Here is a 20,452-nt window from a genome sequence, read left to right on the forward strand (position 1 = left end):
CCGGATTGTCGCCCGCTGGAACGCTTGGCGGGACGACGCGTCGAGAGGGGTGATGACACCTCGTCCTTCAACCACCCACGGCCTTGCGTTCCGCCGCGTCGACCTCGGCACGGTGACGCTCAATGTCGGCGAAGCCGGACCGGCGGACGGCCCGGTGGTGATCCTGCTCCACGGCTTCCCGGAAAGCGCGGCCGGCTGGCACCGGCAGGTCGGGCCGCTGGCCGCAGCAGGGTTCCGCGTGATCGTGCCGGATCAACGCGGCTACGGCCTCAGCGATAGACCGAAGCGCATCGAGGCCTATCACCTCGACCGTCTGGCCGAGGATGTCGTCGCCCTCGGACGGGCCTGCGGGGCCGAACGGCTTTATCTCGCGGGCCATGATTGGGGCGGGCTCGTCGCGTGGTGGGTGGCGAGCTTCCACCCCGAACACATACTCCGCCTCGCGATCCTGAACGCCCCGCATCCGGGCGTGGTCGGCGCCTATATCCGCCAGCATCCCGGCCAGTGGCTGCGCAGCCTCTATGTCGGGTTCTTCCAGTTCCGAGGCGTCGCGGAACGATGGCTCATCGCCGACGATGCGAAGGCGCTGCGCCGCGCGCTCGTCAGCACCAGCCGAAGGGACACGTTCTCGAAGGCCGACCTCGACGCCTATGCCTGGGAATGGACCAGGCCCGGCGCCATGACCGCGATGCTCGCGTGGTACCGCGCCCTGGTGAAGCTGCCGCGCCGGGATGCGCCGCGCGTCCGCATGCCGACGCTGATCCTGTGGGGAAAGCGCGACCACGCCCTCCAGCCCGGTCTCGCCGAAGCGAGCCTGCGCCTGTGCGACGACGGGCGTATCCGCTGGTTTCCCGACGCGACCCATTGGATCCAGCACGAGGAGCCGGACGCCGTATCGTCGGCGCTCGGAAGCTTCTTCGAGGCTGCGGATAGGGCCTGAATAGCGGTCTCGACTTCGGTGCCGGGATTTAATCCCGGACATACGCATTCGAACACCAATTTCTTTTTGCATCTTTAAGCGGAACTTCTCGCTGCTCCATATCCTTACGCCGCCGCCAGACATTTTCGTCCGGAGGACCGTCGTGATCTCTTTTCGTACCTCTCTCGCTGCTGGCCTCGTGCTCGGCGCGCTGTTCACCGGTTCGGCCCAGGCCGCTCCCGCTCCGGTCCAGCCGGGCCTCGCGCAGGACAGCCTCCTGGAAACCGTGGTGATGCACCGCCACCACCATCACCGGATGCACCGTCACCACTCGACCCGGCACGAGCGCCGGATGCGCCGTATGAACACCATGCGCCATGGCAATCCGAACGCCCGCAACCCGGCGATGCCGGGCCGGGCGCAGCAGCTCGGCAACACCACGGGCGGCCCGCGCTACTGATTATCCGATAAGGAATGGCCCGGCGCCTTGCGTGCCGGGCCACGACGTCCCCAGGCAAGCGCGGCGGCGGGACTGATTCGGAGCCGGGGCTCTGGTAGGAAGGCGGCATGGGCCGCACACCTCGTATCCCCCAGCCGCCGCCGGAAACGGGCAGCCTCGACCCGGCCGGCGCCACGCCGATGATGGCGCAGTACATCGAGATCAAGGCGGCCAACCCGGATTGCCTCCTGTTCTACAGGATGGGCGATTTCTACGAGCTGTTCTTCGCGGATGCAGAGATCGCGTCCCGGGCCCTCGGCATCGTGCTGACCAAGCGCGGCAGGCACGCGGGCGCCGAAATCCCGATGTGCGGCGTGCCGGTGGAGCACTCTGACGATTACCTCAACCGCCTGATCGGCCTCGGGCACCGGGTCGCCGTCTGCGAGCAGACCGAGGATCCGGCCGAGGCCAAGAAGCGCGGCCCGAAATCCGTGGTGCGGCGGGAGGTGGTGCGCCTCGTCACCCCCGGCACCATCACCGAGGACCGTCTCCTCGATCCCGCGAGCGCCAACCTGCTGCTCGCCATCGGCCGGCAGAAGGCGTCCGAGAGCGGGTACGTGTACGGGCTCGCCGCCATCGACATTTCCACCGGCCGGTTTTCCTTGAGCGAGGTGCCGGCGGGCGAATTGGCGGGCGCCGTCGCCCGGCACGATCCCCGCGAGATCGTGCTGTCCGAGGCGATCCACGCCGATCCGGCCCTCGCGCGCCTGTGGCAGGACACGAAGGCCGCCGTGGTGCCGCTGGCCCAGGCCGAACTGGAACCGGCGGCGGCCGAGCGGCGCATCCGCGAGCAATACGGCGTCTCGACTCTCGACGGGTTCGGCCGATTCAGCCGGGCGGAGATCGCGGCGGCGGGGACGGGCCTTCTCTACATCGCCCGCACGCAGCTCGCCGCCCGCGCACCGCTCGCCGTGCCGAGCCGCGAGGAGACCGGCGCCACGCTCGCCATCGACGCGGCGACGCGGGCCAACCTCGAACTCACCCGCACCCTCTCTGGCGAGCGCACCGGCAGCCTCCTCGCCACCATCGACCGTACGGTCACGGCGAACGGCGCGCGCCTCCTGGCGGAACACCTCGCGGGGCCGCTCACCGACCTCGATCGCATCGCCCGGCGGCAGGATGCCGTTGCGCGGCTCGTGGAGGATGCCTCGCTTCGCCATGCCTGCCGCGAGGCCCTGGCCGCCGCGCCGGACCTGCCGCGCGCCCTCTCGCGGATCGGCCTCGGCCGTTCAGGCCCCCGTGATCTCGCGGCGGTGCGCGACAGCCTCGCCGCGGCCCTGCGGATCGCGGACACGCTCCGCGCGGCCTCCGACCTTCCCTCGGCGTTGACGGAAATCGGCCGCGCCCTGTCCGGCGTCGATCCCAACCTTGGCGCGACGCTCGGCGCCGCATTGGCGGACGAGTTGCCGCTGTCCCGGCGGGATGGCGGCTTCGTGCGGCCGGGCTTCCTGGCCGAGATCGATGAGGCGCGGCTGCTCGGGCAGGATTCGCGAAAGGTCGTGGCGGCGCTTCAGGCGCGCTACGCCGAGGAGACCGGCTGCCGGACCCTGCGGATCAAGCACAACAATCTGCTCGGCTATTATATCGAAGTGCCGCAATCGGTCGGCGAAGCCTGCCTCAAGGGGTTGCAGAAGGAGTTCGTGCACCGCCAGACGATGGTGGATGCGATGCGCTTCACCAGCGTCGAACTCGGCGAGTTGGAGCGCAAGATCTCCGGCGCCGCCGACCGGGCGCTCGCCCTGGAAGGCGAGGTGTTCGACGATCTGGCTTCCGCCGTCGTGGCGGCGTCGGCGAGCCTCAACGCGGTGGCGGATGCGCTGGCCTCCCTCGACGTAGCGGGGAGCCATGCGGCCCTGGCGGTGGAGGGCGATTGGCGCCGGCCGGTGGTGGACGATTCGCTGTCGTTCGACATCGCGGGCGGGCGCCATCCCGTGGTGGAGGCGGCCCTGCGGCGAACGGGCGAACCGTTCATCGCCAACGATTGCGACCTCTCGGGCGAGGGGCGGGGCCGCATCCGGCTGATCACCGGCCCGAACATGGGCGGCAAGTCGACCTTCCTGCGCCAGAACGCGCTGATCGTCGTGCTGGCGCAGATGGGCGCCTTCGTGCCCGCCGCCTCGGCGCGGATCGGGCGGGTGGACCGCCTGTTCTCCCGCGTCGGCGCCGCCGACGACCTCGCGCGCGGGCAATCGACCTTTATGGTCGAGATGGTCGAAACCGCCGCGATCCTCAATCAGGCGACCCGCCGCTCCCTGGTGATCCTGGACGAGATCGGGCGCGGCACCGCCACCTTCGACGGCCTCTCCATCGCCTGGGCGTGCCTCGAACACCTGCACGAGGCCAATGCCTGCCGGGCCCTGTTCGCCACGCATTTCCACGAACTGACGGCGCTCGGCGACCGGCTTCCCCGGATCGATAACGCGACGTTGAAGGTCGCGGAACACCGGGGCGGCGTCGTCTTCCTGCACGAGGTTGTGCCCGGCATCGCCGAGCGCAGCTACGGGCTTCAGGTGGCCCGCCTCGCCGGCCTTCCGTCGAGCGTGGTCACGCGGGCCGGGGCGATCCTCAAGAGTCTGGAAAAGTCGCAGGGTGGGCGCTCGGCCAGGGCGCGGATCGACGATCTGCCCCTTTTCGCGGCGATCAACCCCCCGCCGCCGCCGGAACCGCCGAGCGAACCGCCGGAGGACAAGCTCGCCCTCCTGCTCGATTCCATCGACCCCGATGCGCTGACCCCGCGCGAGGCGCTGGACGCCCTCTACCGGCTGAAGCGCGAGCGGGAGGAGGCGCGCGTTCCAGGCTGATTGCATTCGGGCTTTTCCGGTCTCCTCCGCTTCGCAAAGGCGCCGGACACCGGCGCGATGGACCGGAAGCGGTGTGCGCCGTCACTCGGCGCGCAAGGGAATCGCGATATCGACCCGCGTTCCGCCGGCTTGCGGCAGCCAGCGGACGGTTCCGCGTAGCTGCTTGGCGACCATCTCCACGAGGCTGCGGCCGAAGCCCGATTCGTCCGGGAGGCTGGCGTCGAAGCCGATCCCATCGTCGCAGATCTCGAAGCCCATGCCGGTCTCCGTCCGCCGGGCGGTAATCGAGATGCGGCCCCGGCGCCCGCCGGGGAAGGCGTGGCGCAGGGCGTTGGCGACGAGTTCGTGAATCATCAGGGCGAGCGGCGCGGCCATGGCAGCCGGGAGCCTGATCGTCGCGACTTCCGTATCGATGCGGATCCGGTCGTCGGCCATGCCGGCGTCGAGGTCCGAGAGCAATTCGCCGACGAATTCGGTGAGCGCGAAATGGCTGCCGTCTTCCTCGGTGTAGAGCATCCGGTGGGCGATGGAGAGCGCGCCGATGCGCTCGGCCATGCCTTCCAGGGCCCCGCGCGTTTCGCCATCGGGCATGCGCCGGGCCTTCAGCAGCATCAGCGACGAGATCACCTGGAGATTGTTCTTCGCCCGGTGGTCGATTTCCCGGATCAGGGCCGTCTTGCGGGCGAGCGCTGCGGTCAACTCGGACAGCTTCTCCGCATCCCCGTGGGCCTCGGTCGTGTCGACCTGCGCGGCGAAGAAGTAGGCGAGGCCCTGATCGTCGTGGATGGGCGCGATGGTCAGGGCATTCCAGAAGGCCGTGCCGTCCTTCCGATAGTTCAGGATCCGGGCGGACACGGCTTCGCCCGCCTTCACCGCCTCGCGGATCCGGGCCACCTCCGCGGCATCCGTCGCCGGGCCTTGCAGCAAGCGGCAGTTGCGTCCCCGGACCTCATCGAGGGCGTAGCCCGTATGCTTGAGGAACGCGTCGTTCGCCCACACGATGGGCGTGTCGGGCGCGCGCGCGTCGGCGACCAGCATCGGCGAGGGCGACGTCGCGAATGCGGTAGCGAGGGTTGCGGCGGAAGGACCGCCTTCGGACCCGGTACTCAAGGCCTCATCCACTCCGCCCCTTCACTCGGTCATGTCGCCCCGAAGTAAAAGGCCCGTTAAGCAGGCGTTGACCATCATGGCGACGTTGGCCAACGCAGCAGAACACGGCCGGCGCAAGGTCGCCATGTTTCTGCCTGACAAGAGCGAGCAGGCCGAGGAGTTCCAGCGAATGCCCGTCGCCGCTCAGAAGCAAACACGCCGGTTTCGGCTGCGCGACATCATCGAAGACAAGCGCATCCTGCTGATGCTGGCCCTCGGCTTCTCGTCAGGGCTGCCACTTCTGCTGGTGCTCGGGACTTTCACCCTGCGCCTTGCCTTCTCGGACATCGACGTGCGGACCATTGGTCTATTCAGCTACGTCGCGCTGCCCTATTCGCTGAAGTTCCTCTGGGCGCCGATGATCGACCGTCTGGACGTTCCTGTCCTGGCGCGGGCGCTCGGCCGCCGAAGGGCCTGGATGGTGGCGACGCAACTCGCCACCGCCGCCGCCCTGCTGCTTATGGCCTTCGCCGATCCGAAGACCGACCTGGCCCTGCTGGGCCTTGGCGCCTTCCTGGTGTCCTTCTGCGCGGCGAGCCAGGACGTGGTGGTGGACGGCTGGCGCATCGACGCCGCCGGCAACGACATGCAAGGCATCCTCGCCGCCACCTCGAACCTCGGCTACCGGCTCGGACTCATCACCGCTGGCGCGGGTGCCCTGTTCATCGCGGCCTCCGGCGGCTGGAAGATCGCGTATCTCAGCATGGCCGCGCTCATGCTCGTCGGCTTCATCGCCGCGCTGCTGGCGCCGCCCTACGACCGCCGGGTGGAAGCCGCCGAACAGGCTCGACCGGCCTCCCGCCTCTGGTCGGCCCGCCGCGCCCTCATCGAGCCGCTGACCGAGCTGCACGGCCGCTTCGGCCCGGCGCTCTACGGGATCCTGCTGCTCGTCGCCCTGTTCCGCCTGCCGGACTTCCTCTCCGGCGTCATGGCGAGCCCCCTCTACCGGACGCTCGGCTTCGACCTGAAGGAGATCGCCACCGTCACGAAGCTCTACGGCGTGTGGGTCGGCATCGCGGGCGGCTTCGTCGGCGGCTGGGCGCTGGCCCGCCTCGGCATGTTCCCGACGCTGCTCCTCGGCGGCTTCCTCGCGGCGGCCTCGCACCTCGCCTTCGCGTGGCTTTCGGCGGGCGCACCGGAACTCTGGCGGCTGATCGTGGCGATCTCCGTCGAGAACTTCTGCGGCTCCTTCGCGGGCATCGTGCTCATCGCCTACATGTCGAGCCTCACGAGTCCGGCCTACGCGGCCACCCAATACGCCCTGCTCTCCTCGCTCTATGCCCTGCCGGGAAAGCTCATCGCCGGTTCGGCGGGCTTCATCGTCTCGGCCATCGGCTATCCGGCCTTCTTCGCCTTTACGTCGTTGATCGGGCTCCCGGTCCTGGCCCTGTGCGTGGCGGTCGGGCGGCGCACGGGTGCGAAAGAGCCGGGCGAGGATGGGAACTCCGAAAGCGTCTCCCCGCTTCCTTCACCCGCGAGGACGCCTAAAACGGCGTGAGTGCGAGGGACACAGTCTTGAGCGGTGGTGCCATGACGAGCGGCGATGTGATCCTCTCCGGTGAGATCCTACCGCCCGCCGAGGCGGAAGCCCCGGCGCTGCGCGAGGACGATCTCGCCGCCCTGCGGCGGGCCGTCCAGGCGCTGGAGCGGCCGGGCCTTGCGGCGCGGCTTTCGGCGGCGGCGGGCACGCCCATCGAAATCATCGGCCGCTCGCTCCCCGCCCCGGTGATGGAGGCGGTGGCCAAGGGCACGGAAGCCGCCCTGCGCACGGCGATCCGCGTCGCCCTGGCGACGCTGCCGAAATCCGGCGCCCCCGCCACGGCGTCGGACCTGCCCGTCCCGCAGACCGAGCCGGAAGGCCGGCTGAAGCGGCTGTTGGGCTCGGGCGAAGGCAAGCACAGGGCACTGGCCGCAATGTCCGGCGCACTCGGCGGCGCCTTCGGCCTCGCCACCATCGCCGTGGAACTGCCCATCTCCACGACGCTGATGCTCCGCTCCATCGCGGAGATCGCGCGGGAGGAAGGCGAGGACATCGAGACGCCGGAGGGTGCGCTCGCCTGCATCCAGGTCTTCGCGCTGGGAGGCGGCAAGCTCGCCAGCGCGGAGGTCGGTTCGACGCTGACCGAGAGCGGCTATTTCGCCGTGCGCGCGGCGCTCGCCAAGACCATGGCCGAGGCCGCTAAATATGCAGGCACCGTCGCTCTGGTGGACCAATCCGGCCCGGCGCTGATGCGCTTCGCCGCACAGATCGCCGCGCGGTTCGGCATCGTCGTGTCGGAGAAGGTAGCCGCTCAAACGGTGCCGATCCTCGGCGCGGTGGGTGGAGCGGCGGTCAACACCGTCTTCATGAACCACTTCCAGTCGATGGCGCGGGCGCATTTCACCATCCGCCGGCTGGAACGGCGCTACGGCGTCCCGGCCGTCAGGGCCGCCTACGAGATCGAGAAGGCCGCCCTCGTCCCAGCCTGACACTCACGGGAGCAGCATTCTGATCGGCAACGCAGAGATGATCGCGCGGCTCGCGGCGGCCGCGCTCTTCGGCAGCGTCGTCGGGCTGGAGCGCGAACGTCTGCTCTGGGCGGCGGGCCTGCGCACGCACATGCTGGTCTGCACCGGCTCGTGCCTGATCATGCTCGTCTCGGCCTATGGCTTCGCGGACGTGCTCGGCGCGCACAATGTGGTGCTCGACCCATCCCGTATCGCGGCGCAGGTCGTCTCCGGCATCGGCTTCCTCGGTGCGGGGACGATCCTGCTGAAGGGCGAAGTCGTAAAGGGCCTCACCACGGCCGCGAGCCTCTGGGCGGTGGCGGCGATCGGCCTCGCGGTCGGCGCGGGGCTCTACGTGCCGGCCCTGGCGGCGACGGCCATCGTGGTGGGCATCCTGGCCGGAGTGAAGCCGTTCGAGGAGCGCTGGCGTGACCGGATGCGCGGCCATGGCCTGCGGTTGACGGTGAAGCGCGGCACCATGTCGGTGGACACCCTCCACGCGATCACCGGGGATTACGCCTCCCGCATCCGCCAGTTCGTCGTGTCTCCGGCCGAGGACGCCAACCATGAGGTGGTGACGGTCCAATTCTCGGCGCTGCCCCCGGCCGCCCTCTCGCTCATCGAGCAGAAATTGCGCGAGTCGGGCGACGTGGTGTCGGTCGAGAGCAAGTCCGGCTGAGGGCGGCTCAGATCCCGCCGTCGAGGAACAGGCGGTAGGCCGGGTTCTCGGTCTCTTCCGTGGCCGGGTAGCCGAGATCCTCGATCGCCGCCGCGAACCGCGCGTGGTCCTCCGGCGGCACATCGATGCCGGCGAGCACGCGGCCGTAATCGGCGCCGTGGTTGCGGTAGTGGAACAGGGTGATGTCGAAGTTCGGCGCCAGCGCGTCGAGGAACCGCATCAGCGCCCCCGGACGCTCCGGGAATTGGAAGCGGAACAGCCGCTCGTGCAGGAGGCCGGGGCTGCGGCCGCCGACCATGTAGCGCACATGGACCTTGGCCATCTCGTTGTCGCTCATGTCGAGCACGCGGTATCCGGCCTCGCGGAGCGAGACCATCAGCTCCTGCTTCTCGCGCTTGCCGCCAGCGAGGTTGATGCCGACGAAAATCTGCGCCTCCGAGGCCGGCGCCTGCCGATAGTTGAACTCGGTGATGGCGCGCGGCCCCAGCGCGTTGATGAACGCGCGGTAGGCGCCGGGCTTCTCGGGGATCGTGACGCCGAGCAGCACTTCCCGCTGCTCGCCGATTTCGGCGCGCTCGGCGATATGGCGCAGGCGGTCGAAGTTCAGGTTCGCGCCCGACGAGATGGCGATAAGCGTCCCCGAGCCGCCGTTCTGCTCGGCATAGAGCTTGGCGCCCGCGAGGCTCAGCGCCCCGGAGGGCTCGGAGACGGCGCGGGTGTCGTCGAAGATGTCCTTCACCGCCGCGCACATGGCATCGGTGTCGACGGTGATGATCCCGTCGAGATTCTCACGGCACAGGCGGAAGGTCTCCTCGCCCGCCCGCTTCACCGCCACGCCGTCCGCGAACAGTCCGACGGAGGGCAGATCCACGAGGCAGCCGGCATCGAGCGCGGCCTTCATGCAGGCCGCATCGTCGGGCTCGACGCCGATCACCTTCGTTTCGGGCCGGAGGTACTTCACGAAGGTCGAGATGCCGGCCGCGAGCCCGCCGCCGCCCACGGGTACGAAGATCGCCTCGATGGGTCCGGTATGCTGCTGCAGGATCTCCTTGCCGATCGTACCCTGGCCGGCGATGACATCCTCGTCGTCGAACGGGTGCAGGAAGGTCAGCCCGTCCTCGTGCTCGCGGCGGCGAGCCTCGGCGAGCGCTTCGTCAAAGGCGTCGCCGTGCAGGACCACCTCGGCGCCGCGCGCCCGGCAGGCATCGACCTTGATCGAGGGCGTGGTGCGCGGCATCACGATCACCGCGCGGGCGCCGAGCTTGGCCGCCGCCAGGGCCACGCCCTGCGCATGATTGCCGGCCGAGGCGCAGACCACCCCGCGCGCCACCTGCTCCGGCGCGAGGCCGGACAGCTTGTTGTAGGCGCCACGCAGCTTGAACGAGAAGACCGGTTGCAGATCCTCGCGCTTCAGCAGCACGGGGCGTTCGAGCCGGCGCGTCAGGCGCGGCATCGGATCGAGCGGGCTCTCGATCGCCACGTCGTAGACGCGGGCGGTCAGGATCTTCTTGATGTAGTCGGTCATCGGCTGCGAACTGGCTCGTGAGCCACGCGGCATAGCCCTTCGCGCGGTGCGAGGCGAGGGCGGCCCCGGCAGGGCTGCTCCGCTAACGGGTGACGGGTTCGGGCACCATCCGGCTGATCCACTTGGCCAGAAGCGGCCCGGTCAGCAACACCACGAAGAGCCGCAACGTCTGCACCGCCAGCACGAACGAGACGTCCGCCTGCGACCCCACGGCGATGATCGCCACCGAATCGAGGCCGCCCGGACTCGTCGCCAGGATCGCGGTGAGGAGATCGATGGGCAGGAGCAGGGTCAGCAGATAGCCCCAGCCGGCGCAGAGCAGGATGACCGAGAAGGTCGCCACGAGGATGCCGGGCAGGGCGTTCACCGTGAGCCGCAGGGTCTCGCGGGTGAAGCGCAGGCCGACGTACCAGCCGATGCAGGCATAGGCGAGTTCGAGGATCGGCACCGGCAGCGCCATGCGCACGAGGCCGGTGGCATGGAGCACCGAGCCCAGCACCATCGGCCCGATCTGCGCCCCGGCCGGCACTTTCAGCTTGATCGCCACGAACGCGCCGATGGCCGCCACGAGGAGGGTGGCGGCCACCGAACTCGCCGCCGTCGCGTCGCCCGCTCCGGCCGCCGCACCGGCGGGCGCCGCGTTCATCAGGAACCGCGCGGCGACCGAGGCCGAGAACACCACGGCGGCGACGCGGACGTATTGCATGAAGGCGACGAGGCGCGGATCGGCCCCGAAATCCTCGGCCATGGCGACCATCGCGGAGGCGCCGCCGGGCGAGGAACCCCAGGCCGCCGTCGTGCCGGGCAGGATGCGCAGGCGCGTGAGCATCCAGCCGACGAAGGCCGAGGCGGCGACCGTCACCAGCACCACGGCGACGATCAGGAAGCCGTCCTCGAACAGCGTCTGCGCGATCTGCCCCGTCACGGCGTGGGCCACGAGGCAGCCGATCATCGCCTGCGCCGCCAGGAAGGCCGGTCGCGGCACGGTGAGGTGCGAGCCGCCGACGCCGAACGCGATGGCCGCGATCATCGGCCCGAGCAGCAGGGCGGCGGGGAATTGCGCGGCGGTGAGACCGTAGGCGGTTGCGGCCGAGACGGCGACGAGCGCGAGCCAGAGGCCGATGGTGCGGAGGGGAGGCACGGCGATCGGGGGATGCATTCCCGCCGGAGATGACGGGCGCCTCGCCGGCTACACCCACCGAACCGCGCTGTCACCGCGGAATCGCGCTCAGGGTGCGGTGCTCAGGCTTGCAAAGGCTGCATCGAGGCCCGCTCGCGCCTTGGCGAGCCCTTCGCGCTTGGCCGCCAGCCACGCCCGGTCGGCGGCGAGCTTGTCCCGCGCGGTCGCGAGCATCCGCGCGACCTCCGCTGCCTGCGGCCCGCCGAGGCCCTTGGCCGCCGCGATCATGCCCGTGGCCGACAGGGCCTCGCGGAAGCGCGCCTCGGTGAGCGGCAGGGACTTCGGCATGTCCTGCGGCAGGCCCGGCCCGGCGGCGGCTTCGGCGTAGATCCGCTTCACCTCCTCGAAGGGCAGGTCGGCCGGGCGCAGGTCGTGGCTGCGTCCGTAGGTGACGAGTTCCGAGGCGAAGTGGTGCCCGAGGCGGAACGGCACGTCGGCCTCGCGCTGGAGCGTGTCCGCCAACTCGGTGGTGGTCGAGTAATCGGCCGCGACCTCGTCGGCTGCGCGGTCGCGATCCACGACGAGCCCATCGAGCACCGCGCCCCAGCGGCGGCACATCTCGGCGGCGACGGAGAGCGTCTGCGCGGGCGGCACCATCTGGTTGCGCTTGTAGTCCGGCATCCCGGAATCGACGTTGTGCGCCATCACGGTGAAGGCCATGGCCCCGCCCACCACGTCGCTCGCCTTCATGCGCAGGCTGTAGAGCGCCACCGGATTGCGCTTCTGCGGCATGATGCTGCTCGGCCCGGTGAGCGCGCCCTCGCGCAGCAGCATCCAAGGCCGGGTCTGGTGGTACTGCGCGTAGAGGTCCTGCGCGAAACTGCCCGCCGTGGTGGCGAGGTTCGCGGCGACGCCCGTCAGTTCCAGGCCGAGATCCATCGGCGCGAGCTGACCCGCGTCGTAGCTGTTCACCACGGGCGCATCGAAGCCGAGGAGCGCGGCGAGGCGGGCGCGATCCACGGGGAAGCTCGATGTGCCGAGCGCCGCCGCGCCGAGGGGCGAGAGGTTCGTGCGCGCCCAGGCCTCGTGCAGCCTGTCTGAATCGCGGGCCATCGCTTCGGCATAGCCGAGGAGAAAGTGGCCGAGCGTCGTGGGCTGCGCCTGGACGCCGTTCGTGTAGGCGGGGATCACCGTGGCGGCCTCGCGCTCGGCCACCGCCAGCAGGCTCGACCGGGCGTTGTCCAGAGCGGCTGCGAGGTCGAGGAGCCGATCCCGCTGTTCCAACTTCAGGACGGTGGGGATGATGTCCTGGCGGCTTCGGCCGGCATGCATCCGCGTGGCGTCCGGGCCGGCGACGGCGGTGATCAGCGGCTCGATGCGCAGGTAGTCGTCAGGCCGCGAGGCGCCGGGCTTGGCCGCGTCGGCCGCCACCCGGTCGAGCGCCTGCGCGATGGTGCGGCCGAGGGCGTGCGGCACGATGCCGGTCTCGACCGCCATCACCAGGGAGGCGCGGTTGATCTCGCCGATCCGCCCGAAGGCGTCATCCCCTGCGGCACCGGCGCTCCCGCCCAGCGCAAGGGTTACGGCCACGGACAGTATCAGACGACGCATCGAGACTCCTCCCGAACCGGGCGCCGCGTGATACGGCCGAGTTGGCCCCGCCTTCAAGCGGCGGAGTCGCGGCAGGCCGCAGTTCCCGACGGGGCATGCGCCCGGAAGAAGGCCGCGAGATGCGCGAGGCCCGGCGCGCGCGGATCGCTCGCCCGCCACGCCAGGGCGATGGTCCGGCCGGGACCGTCGACGTCGAAGTTGCGGATCACCGTCAAGCCGCTCGGGTCCGGCCCCGGCGGTACCGCGAGCGCGGGGAGGAGGGTATATCCCGCGCCCGCCGCCACCATGGACCGCAGGGTCTCCAGGCTGGTGGCATGGCGTCCGACCGAAGAGCCCGCGCCGCAGGCGGCGATGGTCTGGTCGCGCAGGCAATTGCCCTCATCGAGGAGCAGGAGGTCCGGCCCGGCGATGGCGCCGGCCGACAGGGCACCGCCCTGCGCCAGGGAATGCTCGGCGGGGCAGACGAGGTGGAACGGCTCGATGAACAGCGGTGACAGCGCGAGACGCCTCTGGTTGAGGGGCAGGGACACCAGCGCGGCGTCGATCCGCCCCTCCCGCAATCCTTCGAGGATGTCGGCGGTGCGCGATTCGGAGAGCGACAGGCTCAGCAGCGGAAAGGCCTCGCGCAGGGGCCTCAGCACCAGGGGGAAGAAGTAGGGGCCGAGCGTCTGGATCGCCGCCAGCGACAACCGGCCGGTGAGCGGCGCGCCCCGCCCCTCGGAGGCCATCGCCAGAAGCCGCTGCGCCTCGGCGAGCACGGTGCGCGCCTGCCGCACGATGGCCTGTCCCGCCTCCGTCAGGAGCACCCGCCGGTTCGAGCGTTCGAACAGGGCGAGGCCGAGCGCCCCTTCGAGCTTGCGCACCTGAACGCTCAAGGTCGGCTGGCTGACATTGCACCGGTCGGCGGCGCGGCCGAAATGCCCCTCGTCCGCGACGGCGACCACATATTCCAGATCGCGCAGGGACAGTCCTGAAAGGTTCATAGACAGCGTCTATCACAACCTTTGTGACGATGCATTTGTCAGATTGCCGGGGCAGGTCCATAAACCTCGCCAGAACGGTTCCAGTCTGAGGTGCCGTCCCCCAACGGCGGCCCTGTTCGGCCCGAGGAAAGACGAGACGCATGAGCGATCAACGCCCGATCCTGACCACCCGCCAGGGCCATCCGGTCCGCGACAACCAGAGCACCCGCACCGTCGGCGAGCGTGGCCCGGCCACCCTCGAGAACTACCAGTTCATCGAGAAGATCACCCATTTCGACCGCGAGCGGATCCCGGAGCGCGTCGTCCACGCGCGCGGTGCCGGCGCCCATGGCTACTTCGAGGCCTACGGCAAGATCGGCAACGAGCCGGCCTCGAAGTACACCCGCGCCCGCGTGCTGAACGAGACCGGCGTGAAGACGCCGATGTTCGTGCGCTTCTCCACCGTGGCCGGCGCCAAGGAATCCCCGGAGACCGAGCGTGATCCGCGCGGCTTCGCGGTGAAGTTCAAGACCGTCGACGGTAACTGGGACCTCGTGGGCAACAACCTCAAGGTCTTCTTCATCCGCGACGCGATCAAGTTCCCCGACATGATCCACGCGTTCAAGCCCGATCCGGTCACGAACCGGCAGGAGGCGTGGCGCTTCTTCGACTTCGTGGCGCAGCACCCCGAGTCGATCCACATGGTGACGCACCTGAAGTCGCCATGGGGCATCCCGGCCAACTATCGCGAGATGGAAGGCTCCGGCGTGAACACCTACAAGCTGGTGAACGACAAGGGCGAGGCCGTCCTGTGCAAGTTCCACTGGCAGCCGAAGCAGGGCGTCCGCAACCTGACCTCGCAGCAGGCCTCGGAGATCCAGGCCAAGGACGTCGGCCACGCGACCCGCGACCTGTACGACAACATCAAGGCCGGCAACTTCCCCGAGTGGGAATTCTGCGTGCAGATCATGCCGGACGGCCCGAACGATCACCTGTCGTTCGATCCGCTCGATGACACCAAGCTGTGGCCCGTCGAGGACTTCCCGCTTCTGCCCGTCGGCCGCATGGTCCTCGACCGGGTGCCGGACAACTTCTTCGCGGAAGTCGAGCAGTCGGCCTTCGGCACGGGCGTGCTGGTGGACGGCATCGATTTCTCGGACGACAAGATGCTCCAGGGCCGGACCCTGTCGTACTCGGATACGCAGCGCTACCGCGTGGGCGCCAACTACCTCCAGCTGCCGATCAACGCGCCGCAGCCCGGCGTGAAGGTCTACTCGAACCAGCGGGACGGTCAGATGACCTACGGGGTCGATGGCACGGGTCCGAACCGGCACATCAACTACGAGCCCTCGACCCTCGCCGAAGGTCTCCGCGAGGCGCCGAAGACGACCGAGTACCACCAGCCCGTCGAGGGCCGGCTCGGCCGCTACCAGACCTCGCGGACCGAGGACGATTACACCCAGGCGGGCGTCCGCTACCGCTCCTTCGAGGATTGGGAGCGTGACGACCTGATCGCCAACCTCGTCAACGACATGAAGCAGTGCCCGGAGCCGATCCAGCTGCGGATGGTCTGGCACTTCTGGCACGCCGACGAGGATTATGGTCGTCGCGTCGCCGAGGGCGCTGGGATTGATCTGGAGAAGGCGAAGGCCCTGCCGCCGCTGCCGGGCCGCGCGGCACCGGGCAAGCGTCTCCAGGCCGAGACCTACACCGAGAACGCGCCGCGCGTCGCGGCCGAGTAAGGCCGCGTCCGCCTCGTCACCCCGGTGCCTGCACCGTCTGTGCAGGCGTTAACGACGCGATCCGGTAGCGCGGCCTTTCTTGGAAAGGTCGCGCCCTGGATCGCTTCGGGTTTGCCTCGCGACGGTGGCGGGGGTGCCGTTCAACCAACCATGAGAAAGCCCCGCGCGGTGTGAAGCGCGCGGGGCTTTTTTAGTCGGTCAGGTTGGATCGCTTACGGGCAGGAGCGACGAACGCCCGGCCGAACGATGTAGGTCTGCGACCGCGGATCGTAGGTTTTGAAGCGCTGGGCGCAGGCCGCGATGGCGTCGTCTTCACCGCCGGTTACGGTTTCCACGGGCGCGTAGCCCACGTTGGCATAGCCGCCGGCCGGGCCGTACTCGCTGCCGTAATAGCCGTCGTCGTAGCCATAGCCGGCACCGTAGGTGGCCGGGTAGCCGTAGCCGTAACCGCCGCCGTAGAGGCCGCCCGCCGCCAACCCAAGGCCGAACCCACCGAGGCCTGCGGCGAGGCCGTAGCCGCCGTACCCGCCCCGGCCGTAGCCACGTCCGTAATGGCCGCGATTGAAGCCGCCACGATTATAGCCGTAGGCGCCGCGGTTGATGCCGACACCGCCGCCCGCCAGCGCGTTGCCGCGCCCGTAGCCCGCGCCAGCGAATCCACCCCGGTTGAATCCCGCACCGGCCAGACCGCCTCCGCGATTGAACCCGCCGCCGCCGATCGCACCGCCGCGACCGAAGCCGCCGCCACCGATCCCGGCCCCACGGCCGAAGCCGCCATGGCCGAAGCCGCCGGCTGTGGCGCCCGAGATGCCGCCGCCCGACAGGGCGTTACCGCGACCCTGCGCCTGCGCGCCGGCCGGCATCATCGCGAGGCCGACAACCATCGCCGAAGCGACCGCTAGTCCATAAGTGCTGCGCGTCATTCCAGTCCCCAAAAACTTGTCTGTCATGGGTGGTGAACGCGCCACATCGGTTTTCGATCAAGCCTTGAGAGACCAATGCGTCAAAACACACAGATCGATATAGCTCAGCTTGGATCAATCGGTCGCTGAAACCGTCCGCGCGGCGCCGGCGGGCAGCCCTGCGAGGATCGCGACCGCGCAGATTCCGGCGAACAGGATTCCGGCGAGGCCCCATCCTCCGGTCGCCTCGTGAGCCAGCCCGAAGGCGAGAGGGCCGAGCGCCGCGAACACATAGCCGATGCCCTGCGCCATGGCGGAGAGGCCGGCCGCCGTGCCGGCATCGGCCGCCCGCAACACGATGAGGGTCAGGGCAAGCCCGAAGCAGCCGCCGACCCCGAAGCCGAGGATGCAGGCCGCCGGGATACGCAGGCCATCCGCGCCGAAGGCGAGGACCAGGAAGGCGAGGCCGGTCACGCCAGGAATGCCGACGATCCATCCGCGCTGGCTGCGGGCGCGCGCGGCGAGCGTCGCGGTGATGAGGGCGCCCGGCGCTTGGCACAGGGTGACCAGCGAGGCGTAGAGGCCGGCATGGAACGGATCGAGCCCGCGCCCCTGGAGCAGCAGCGGCAGCCAGCCGAACAGGATGTAGGCGAGCGACGATTGCAGGCCCATGAAGGCCGTCACCCGCCACGCGAGGACGCTGCGCAGGAGCTTTCCTGGCTGGGGCGGACGGGCCGGGCCGCCGCGCCGGGCGAAGGGAAACCACGCCAGCGCCGCCGCCACCGCCGGCAAGGCCCAGACGGCCAGCGCGACGGGCCAGCCGTCGAGGGCCTGCTCCACCGGCACGGCGGCGCCCGCGCCGGCGGCTGCCCCGAGGCAGAGCGTCATGGTGTAGAGACCTGTCATCGGGCCGCCGCTGGCGGCGAAATCGCGCTTCACGAGAGCCGGAAGCAGCACGTTGGCGAATCCGATTCCGGTGGCGGCCACCGCCGTGCCGAGAAACAGGGTCGGCGGCGTGCCGAAGCCGCGCAGGCCCAGGCCGGTGGCGATGAGCGCCATACCCGCCATCACCCCGCGATCCGGCCCCATCGTCCGGATGACCGGTGCGGCGAGTGCGCAGGCGAGGCCGAGGCACAGCACCGGCAGGGTCGTGAGCGTGGCGGCCCCGGCGGCGCTGAGGCCGGTCGTCTCGCGGATCAGCCCGAGCAGCGGGCCGACCGTGCTGAGGGCCGGACGCAGATTGAACGCGACCAGCATCATCGCGAAGCCGAGGATCCACCCGCCCGCGTTCACCTGACGACCCGTCACGCCCTCTCCCTTCCCGCCAGGGCGAGCCCGGCGCAGACCACCAGCATCCCGGCGAACAGCATGTCGCCGAACCGGGCATAGGGCGTCCCGCCCAGGATCCGCGCCGGCAGGTCGGCATCGAGATATGTCTCGACGTCGATGGGCGTCTGCGCGGTGACACGGCCATGCGGATCGATCACAGCCGAGATGCCGGTATTGGCGTCGCGGACGAGGGGCAGACCCTCCTCCACCGCCCGTAGCCGGGCCTGCGCGAGGTGCTGGCGCGGCCCCGGCGTATCGCCGAACCAGCCATCGTTCGTGACGTTCAGGATGAGGCCCGGCGGCCTCGCGCTGTCGATCGGCTGGCCCACGGGGCGGATCGCGGCCGGGAAGATCGCTTCGTAGCAGATCGTCCCCACCACGGGCGGCAGGCTCGGCACGGTGAGGATGCGCTGGCTCGCCGCGTCGCCGGCGGTGAATCCGCCGGGAATCGCCACGAATTGGCGCAGGCCGATGGCCCGTAGCGCGCCGTCGAGGAAGCCGGGCAGGTACTCGCCGAAGGGCACGAGGTGCACCTTGTCGTAGGTATCGGTGATGGTGCCGTCCGGCTCGATCACCATGATCGCGTTGTAGATGCGCGGGCGCTCGCCCGGCAGCGGCTCGTCGGCGCGGGCCGCCCCCGTCATCAGCACGCGCCCCGGTTTCAGCCCGGCCGCGATCTTCCCCCGCGCATCCGCGTCACGCTGGATGAGGAACGGGAAGGCCGATTCCGGCCAGACGATATGCGTCGGCACCGGCTCGCCGGCCTCCGGCGGGCGGTCGCTCAACTCGATGTAGCGGTCGACGATGTCGTCGCGGTTCTCGGGGCGGAATTTGGCATCCTGCTGCAGGTTCGGCTGAACGAGCCGCAGGCGTACGCCCGTCACCACCGGATCGGCCGGGCCGAGCCGGTCGGCCCCCGCGAGCGCTAGGGCGACGAGCAGGATCGCCGCCGCCGCCGATGGCCCGAAGCGCCCTCGCGGGGAGGTGCGGTCCAGCAGCGTCGCGGGCGCGGCGCAGATCAGCACCGCCAACACCGTCAGCCCGTAGAGGCCGACAAAGGCCGCAGCCTGCATCAGCCAGATGTTCTGGCCGAGCGCCATGCCGAGCACGTTCCAGGGAAAGCCCGTGAGGACGTGCCCGCGCAGCCATTCGGCGCCGCCGAGGCCGAAGGCTAGGGCTGCGATCCGCGCCGGGCCGCGCGACCACGCGAGCCCCGCGACGGCGAAACCGGCGCCGTAGAACAACCCGAGCCCGAACGGCAGGCCGATCACGCCCAGCGGCAGCGCCCACAGGAACTCATCGGCCTCCACGAGGAAGGCCTTTCCGAGCCACCACAGGCCCGCCGTGAGGAAGCCGAAGCCCCAGGCCCAGCCGATCAGGAAAGCCGGGCCGGGCCTGCGGCGCCCGCCCATGGCCCCGTCCATCAGCCAGACGGCGACGCACAGAGAGACGGCGAGCGCCGGCAGGAATCCGTAGGGCGGCATCGCCAGGGCGCCGAACGCCCCCGCGACGAAGGCACAGGCCAGCCGCCGCCACCCGCGCAGGGCGGCCAGCCCCCCTGTCCGTTCCATCACGGGCGCGGCGTCTCGGCGGCCGGCGGAGGGGAGGGCGGGGGCAGGGCCAGGGGCACGACCGCCGCGATGCGGGCAGGCCCCTTTTGGAAGCGCAGCCGCTTCAGACGGCGCGGATCGGCGTCGAGCACTTCGAATTCGAGGTCGCCGGGGCCTGTGATCAGCTCGCCGCGCGAGGGGACGCGGCCGGCGAGGGTGACGATCATGCCGCCGATCGTGTCGATCTCCTCGGCCATGTCGCCCACGGCGGCGGCAAGGTCGATGCCCGTCGCCTCGGACACCTCGGCGAGCGGCGTGCGGGCGTCGGCGACGAACACGTCACCCTCGCCCTCGACGCGCTGGACCTGCTTGGCCTCGGCCACGTCGTGCTCGTCCTCAATGTCGCCGACGACGACCTCGATCAGGTCCTCGATAGAGATCAGGCCGTCCGTGCCGCCGTACTCGTCGATGACGAGCGCCATGTGGGTGCGCGTCGCCTGCATCCGCACCAGCAGGTCGATGGCCGGCATGGAGGGCGGAACGAACAGCACCGGACGCTGGATGCGCGCGGCGGCGAGCGTCGTGCCGAGTTCGACCTTGCCGAGGTCGAGGGAGCGCGGCAGGCGCGGGGCCGGACGGCGGACGCGCGGGGTCGGCGCAACGTCGTCGCCGGTCTGCTCGGCGGTCGTCGGGGCCACGCGGGCGGCTGCCGGGCGACGGGACGACGGCTCGGCCTTGGCGGCGATGAAATCCACGAGGTCGCGGATGTGCACCATGCCGCGCGGGTCGTCCAAGGTCTCGCCGTAGACCGGCAGGCGCGAATGGCCGGCCGTGCGGAACAGCTTGAGCAATTCGCCGAGGCTGGTCTCGTTCGAGACGGCCACGATGTCGGCCCGTGGGATCATCACGTCGTCGACCCGCACCTTGTGCAGCCCGAGGACGTTCTTGAGCATCGCCCGTTCGAGGGGCGAGAGGCCCGTTTCGCTCTCGTCCGGCTCGGACAAGGCCTCTTCCAGACCCTCGCGGAGGGTCTCCCGCGGCTTCAGGTGAAGGGCCTGCAGCAGGCGGTCGTACCAGGGCTCACGCTGGGGGGCGTCAGCCTCGGGGGCATTCGGCGCGGCCAGGGCCGCGCCGCGACTTCGATCGTTGCTCATGTCTCTCGGATCAAGGAAGGGAT

The 20,452-nt window shown here is 70.2% G+C and carries 16 protein-coding genes; 7 read left to right on the plus strand and 9 right to left on the minus strand.

Going from position 1 to position 20,452, the window contains the following annotated elements; genetic code table 11:
• The first annotated feature begins 52 nt into the window (after positions 1 to 52).
• The 3 genes from ACS5Q7_RS17735 (at position 53) to mutS (ending at position 4,219) form a co-directional block, all read left to right on the plus strand.
• Complete coding sequence (locus ACS5Q7_RS17735; protein WP_478340594.1) at positions 53 to 940, plus strand: alpha/beta fold hydrolase; 888 nt, start codon at positions 53 to 55, stop codon at positions 938 to 940.
• A gap of 145 nt (positions 941 to 1,085) precedes the next feature.
• Positions 1,086 to 1,379, plus strand: a complete 294-nt coding sequence (locus ACS5Q7_RS17740; RefSeq protein ID WP_478340822.1) for a hypothetical protein — start codon at positions 1,086 to 1,088, stop codon at positions 1,377 to 1,379.
• A gap of 107 nt (positions 1,380 to 1,486) precedes the next feature.
• Positions 1,487 to 4,219 carry a DNA mismatch repair protein MutS gene (mutS, locus tag ACS5Q7_RS17745; protein WP_478340595.1) on the plus strand — a complete coding sequence of 911 codons (2,733 nt, stop codon included), beginning with the start codon at positions 1,487 to 1,489 and terminating at the stop codon, positions 4,217 to 4,219.
• 81 nt (positions 4,220 to 4,300) lie between these two features.
• On the opposite strand, the gene ACS5Q7_RS17750 is transcribed toward mutS, so the two are convergent.
• Entirely contained in the window at positions 4,301 to 5,329 is a 1,029-nt protein-coding gene (locus ACS5Q7_RS17750; RefSeq protein ID WP_478340596.1) for a histidine kinase dimerization/phosphoacceptor domain -containing protein, read from the minus strand.
• A 169-nt stretch (positions 5,330 to 5,498) separates the two neighbouring features.
• Here ACS5Q7_RS17750 and ACS5Q7_RS17755 point away from each other — a divergent pair, with 169 nt between their 5' ends.
• The 3 genes from ACS5Q7_RS17755 to ACS5Q7_RS17765 are packed head-to-tail and all read left to right on the plus strand — an operon-like array spanning position 5,499 to position 8,534.
• Positions 5,499 to 6,866 (plus strand): AmpG family muropeptide MFS transporter, encoded by a 1,368-nt coding sequence (locus ACS5Q7_RS17755; RefSeq protein ID WP_478340823.1) that lies wholly within the window; start codon positions 5,499 to 5,501, stop codon positions 6,864 to 6,866.
• 32 nt (positions 6,867 to 6,898) lie between these two features.
• Positions 6,899 to 7,837: an EcsC family protein gene (locus ACS5Q7_RS17760; protein WP_478340597.1), complete on the plus strand. Its 939-nt coding sequence runs from the start codon at positions 6,899 to 6,901 to the stop codon at positions 7,835 to 7,837.
• 37 nt (positions 7,838 to 7,874) lie between these two features.
• The gene (locus tag ACS5Q7_RS17765) at positions 7,875 to 8,534 is read left to right on the plus strand and encodes an MgtC/SapB family protein (RefSeq protein ID WP_478340598.1); all 660 of its coding nucleotides are present in this window, start codon (positions 7,875 to 7,877) and stop codon (positions 8,532 to 8,534) included.
• Between the two features lie 7 nt (positions 8,535 to 8,541).
• Here ACS5Q7_RS17765 and ilvA read toward each other — a convergent pair whose 3' ends face one another.
• The 4 genes from ilvA to ACS5Q7_RS17785 form a co-directional block, all read right to left on the minus strand.
• Positions 8,542 to 10,059 (minus strand): threonine ammonia-lyase, biosynthetic, encoded by a 1,518-nt coding sequence (gene ilvA / locus ACS5Q7_RS17770; RefSeq protein ID WP_478340599.1) that lies wholly within the window; start codon positions 10,057 to 10,059, stop codon positions 8,542 to 8,544.
• Positions 10,060 to 10,141: 82 nt separating this feature from the next.
• On the minus strand, positions 10,142 to 11,200 hold the full coding sequence (locus ACS5Q7_RS17775) for an AbrB family transcriptional regulator (protein WP_478340824.1): 1,059 nt from the start codon (positions 11,198 to 11,200) through the stop codon (positions 10,142 to 10,144).
• Between the two features lie 87 nt (positions 11,201 to 11,287).
• Positions 11,288 to 12,790, minus strand: coding sequence for an argininosuccinate lyase (locus tag ACS5Q7_RS17780; protein ID WP_478340600.1), 1,503 nt, complete (start codon positions 12,788 to 12,790; stop codon positions 11,288 to 11,290).
• Between the two features lie 53 nt (positions 12,791 to 12,843).
• A complete protein-coding gene (locus ACS5Q7_RS17785) occupies positions 12,844 to 13,773 on the minus strand; it encodes a LysR substrate-binding domain-containing protein (RefSeq protein ID WP_478340601.1) in 930 nt (309 codons plus the stop codon).
• A gap of 140 nt (positions 13,774 to 13,913) precedes the next feature.
• Here ACS5Q7_RS17785 and ACS5Q7_RS17790 point away from each other — a divergent pair, with 140 nt between their 5' ends.
• The gene (locus ACS5Q7_RS17790) at positions 13,914 to 15,494 is read left to right on the plus strand and encodes a catalase (protein WP_478340602.1); all 1,581 of its coding nucleotides are present in this window, start codon (positions 13,914 to 13,916) and stop codon (positions 15,492 to 15,494) included.
• Between the two features lie 212 nt (positions 15,495 to 15,706).
• Here ACS5Q7_RS17790 and ACS5Q7_RS17795 read toward each other — a convergent pair whose 3' ends face one another.
• The 4 genes from ACS5Q7_RS17795 to ACS5Q7_RS17810 form a co-directional block, all read right to left on the minus strand.
• Positions 15,707 to 16,378 (minus strand): BA14K family protein, encoded by a 672-nt coding sequence (locus ACS5Q7_RS17795; RefSeq protein ID WP_478340603.1) that lies wholly within the window; start codon positions 16,376 to 16,378, stop codon positions 15,707 to 15,709.
• A gap of 153 nt (positions 16,379 to 16,531) precedes the next feature.
• Positions 16,532 to 17,704, minus strand: coding sequence for an MFS transporter (locus ACS5Q7_RS17800; protein ID WP_478340604.1), 1,173 nt, complete (start codon positions 17,702 to 17,704; stop codon positions 16,532 to 16,534).
• On the minus strand, positions 17,701 to 19,296 hold the full coding sequence (lnt, locus tag ACS5Q7_RS17805) for an apolipoprotein N-acyltransferase (protein ID WP_478340605.1): 1,596 nt from the start codon (positions 19,294 to 19,296) through the stop codon (positions 17,701 to 17,703). Before lnt ends, ACS5Q7_RS17800 begins: the two co-directional genes overlap by 4 nt.
• Positions 19,296 to 20,429, minus strand: a complete 1,134-nt coding sequence (locus ACS5Q7_RS17810) for a hemolysin family protein (RefSeq protein ID WP_478340606.1) — start codon at positions 20,427 to 20,429, stop codon at positions 19,296 to 19,298. The genes lnt and ACS5Q7_RS17810 overlap by 1 nt, the downstream gene beginning before the upstream one ends.
• Between the last annotated feature and the right edge of the window lie 23 nt (positions 20,430 to 20,452).

Source organism: Methylobacterium sp. Gmos3, from assembly GCF_056430985.1.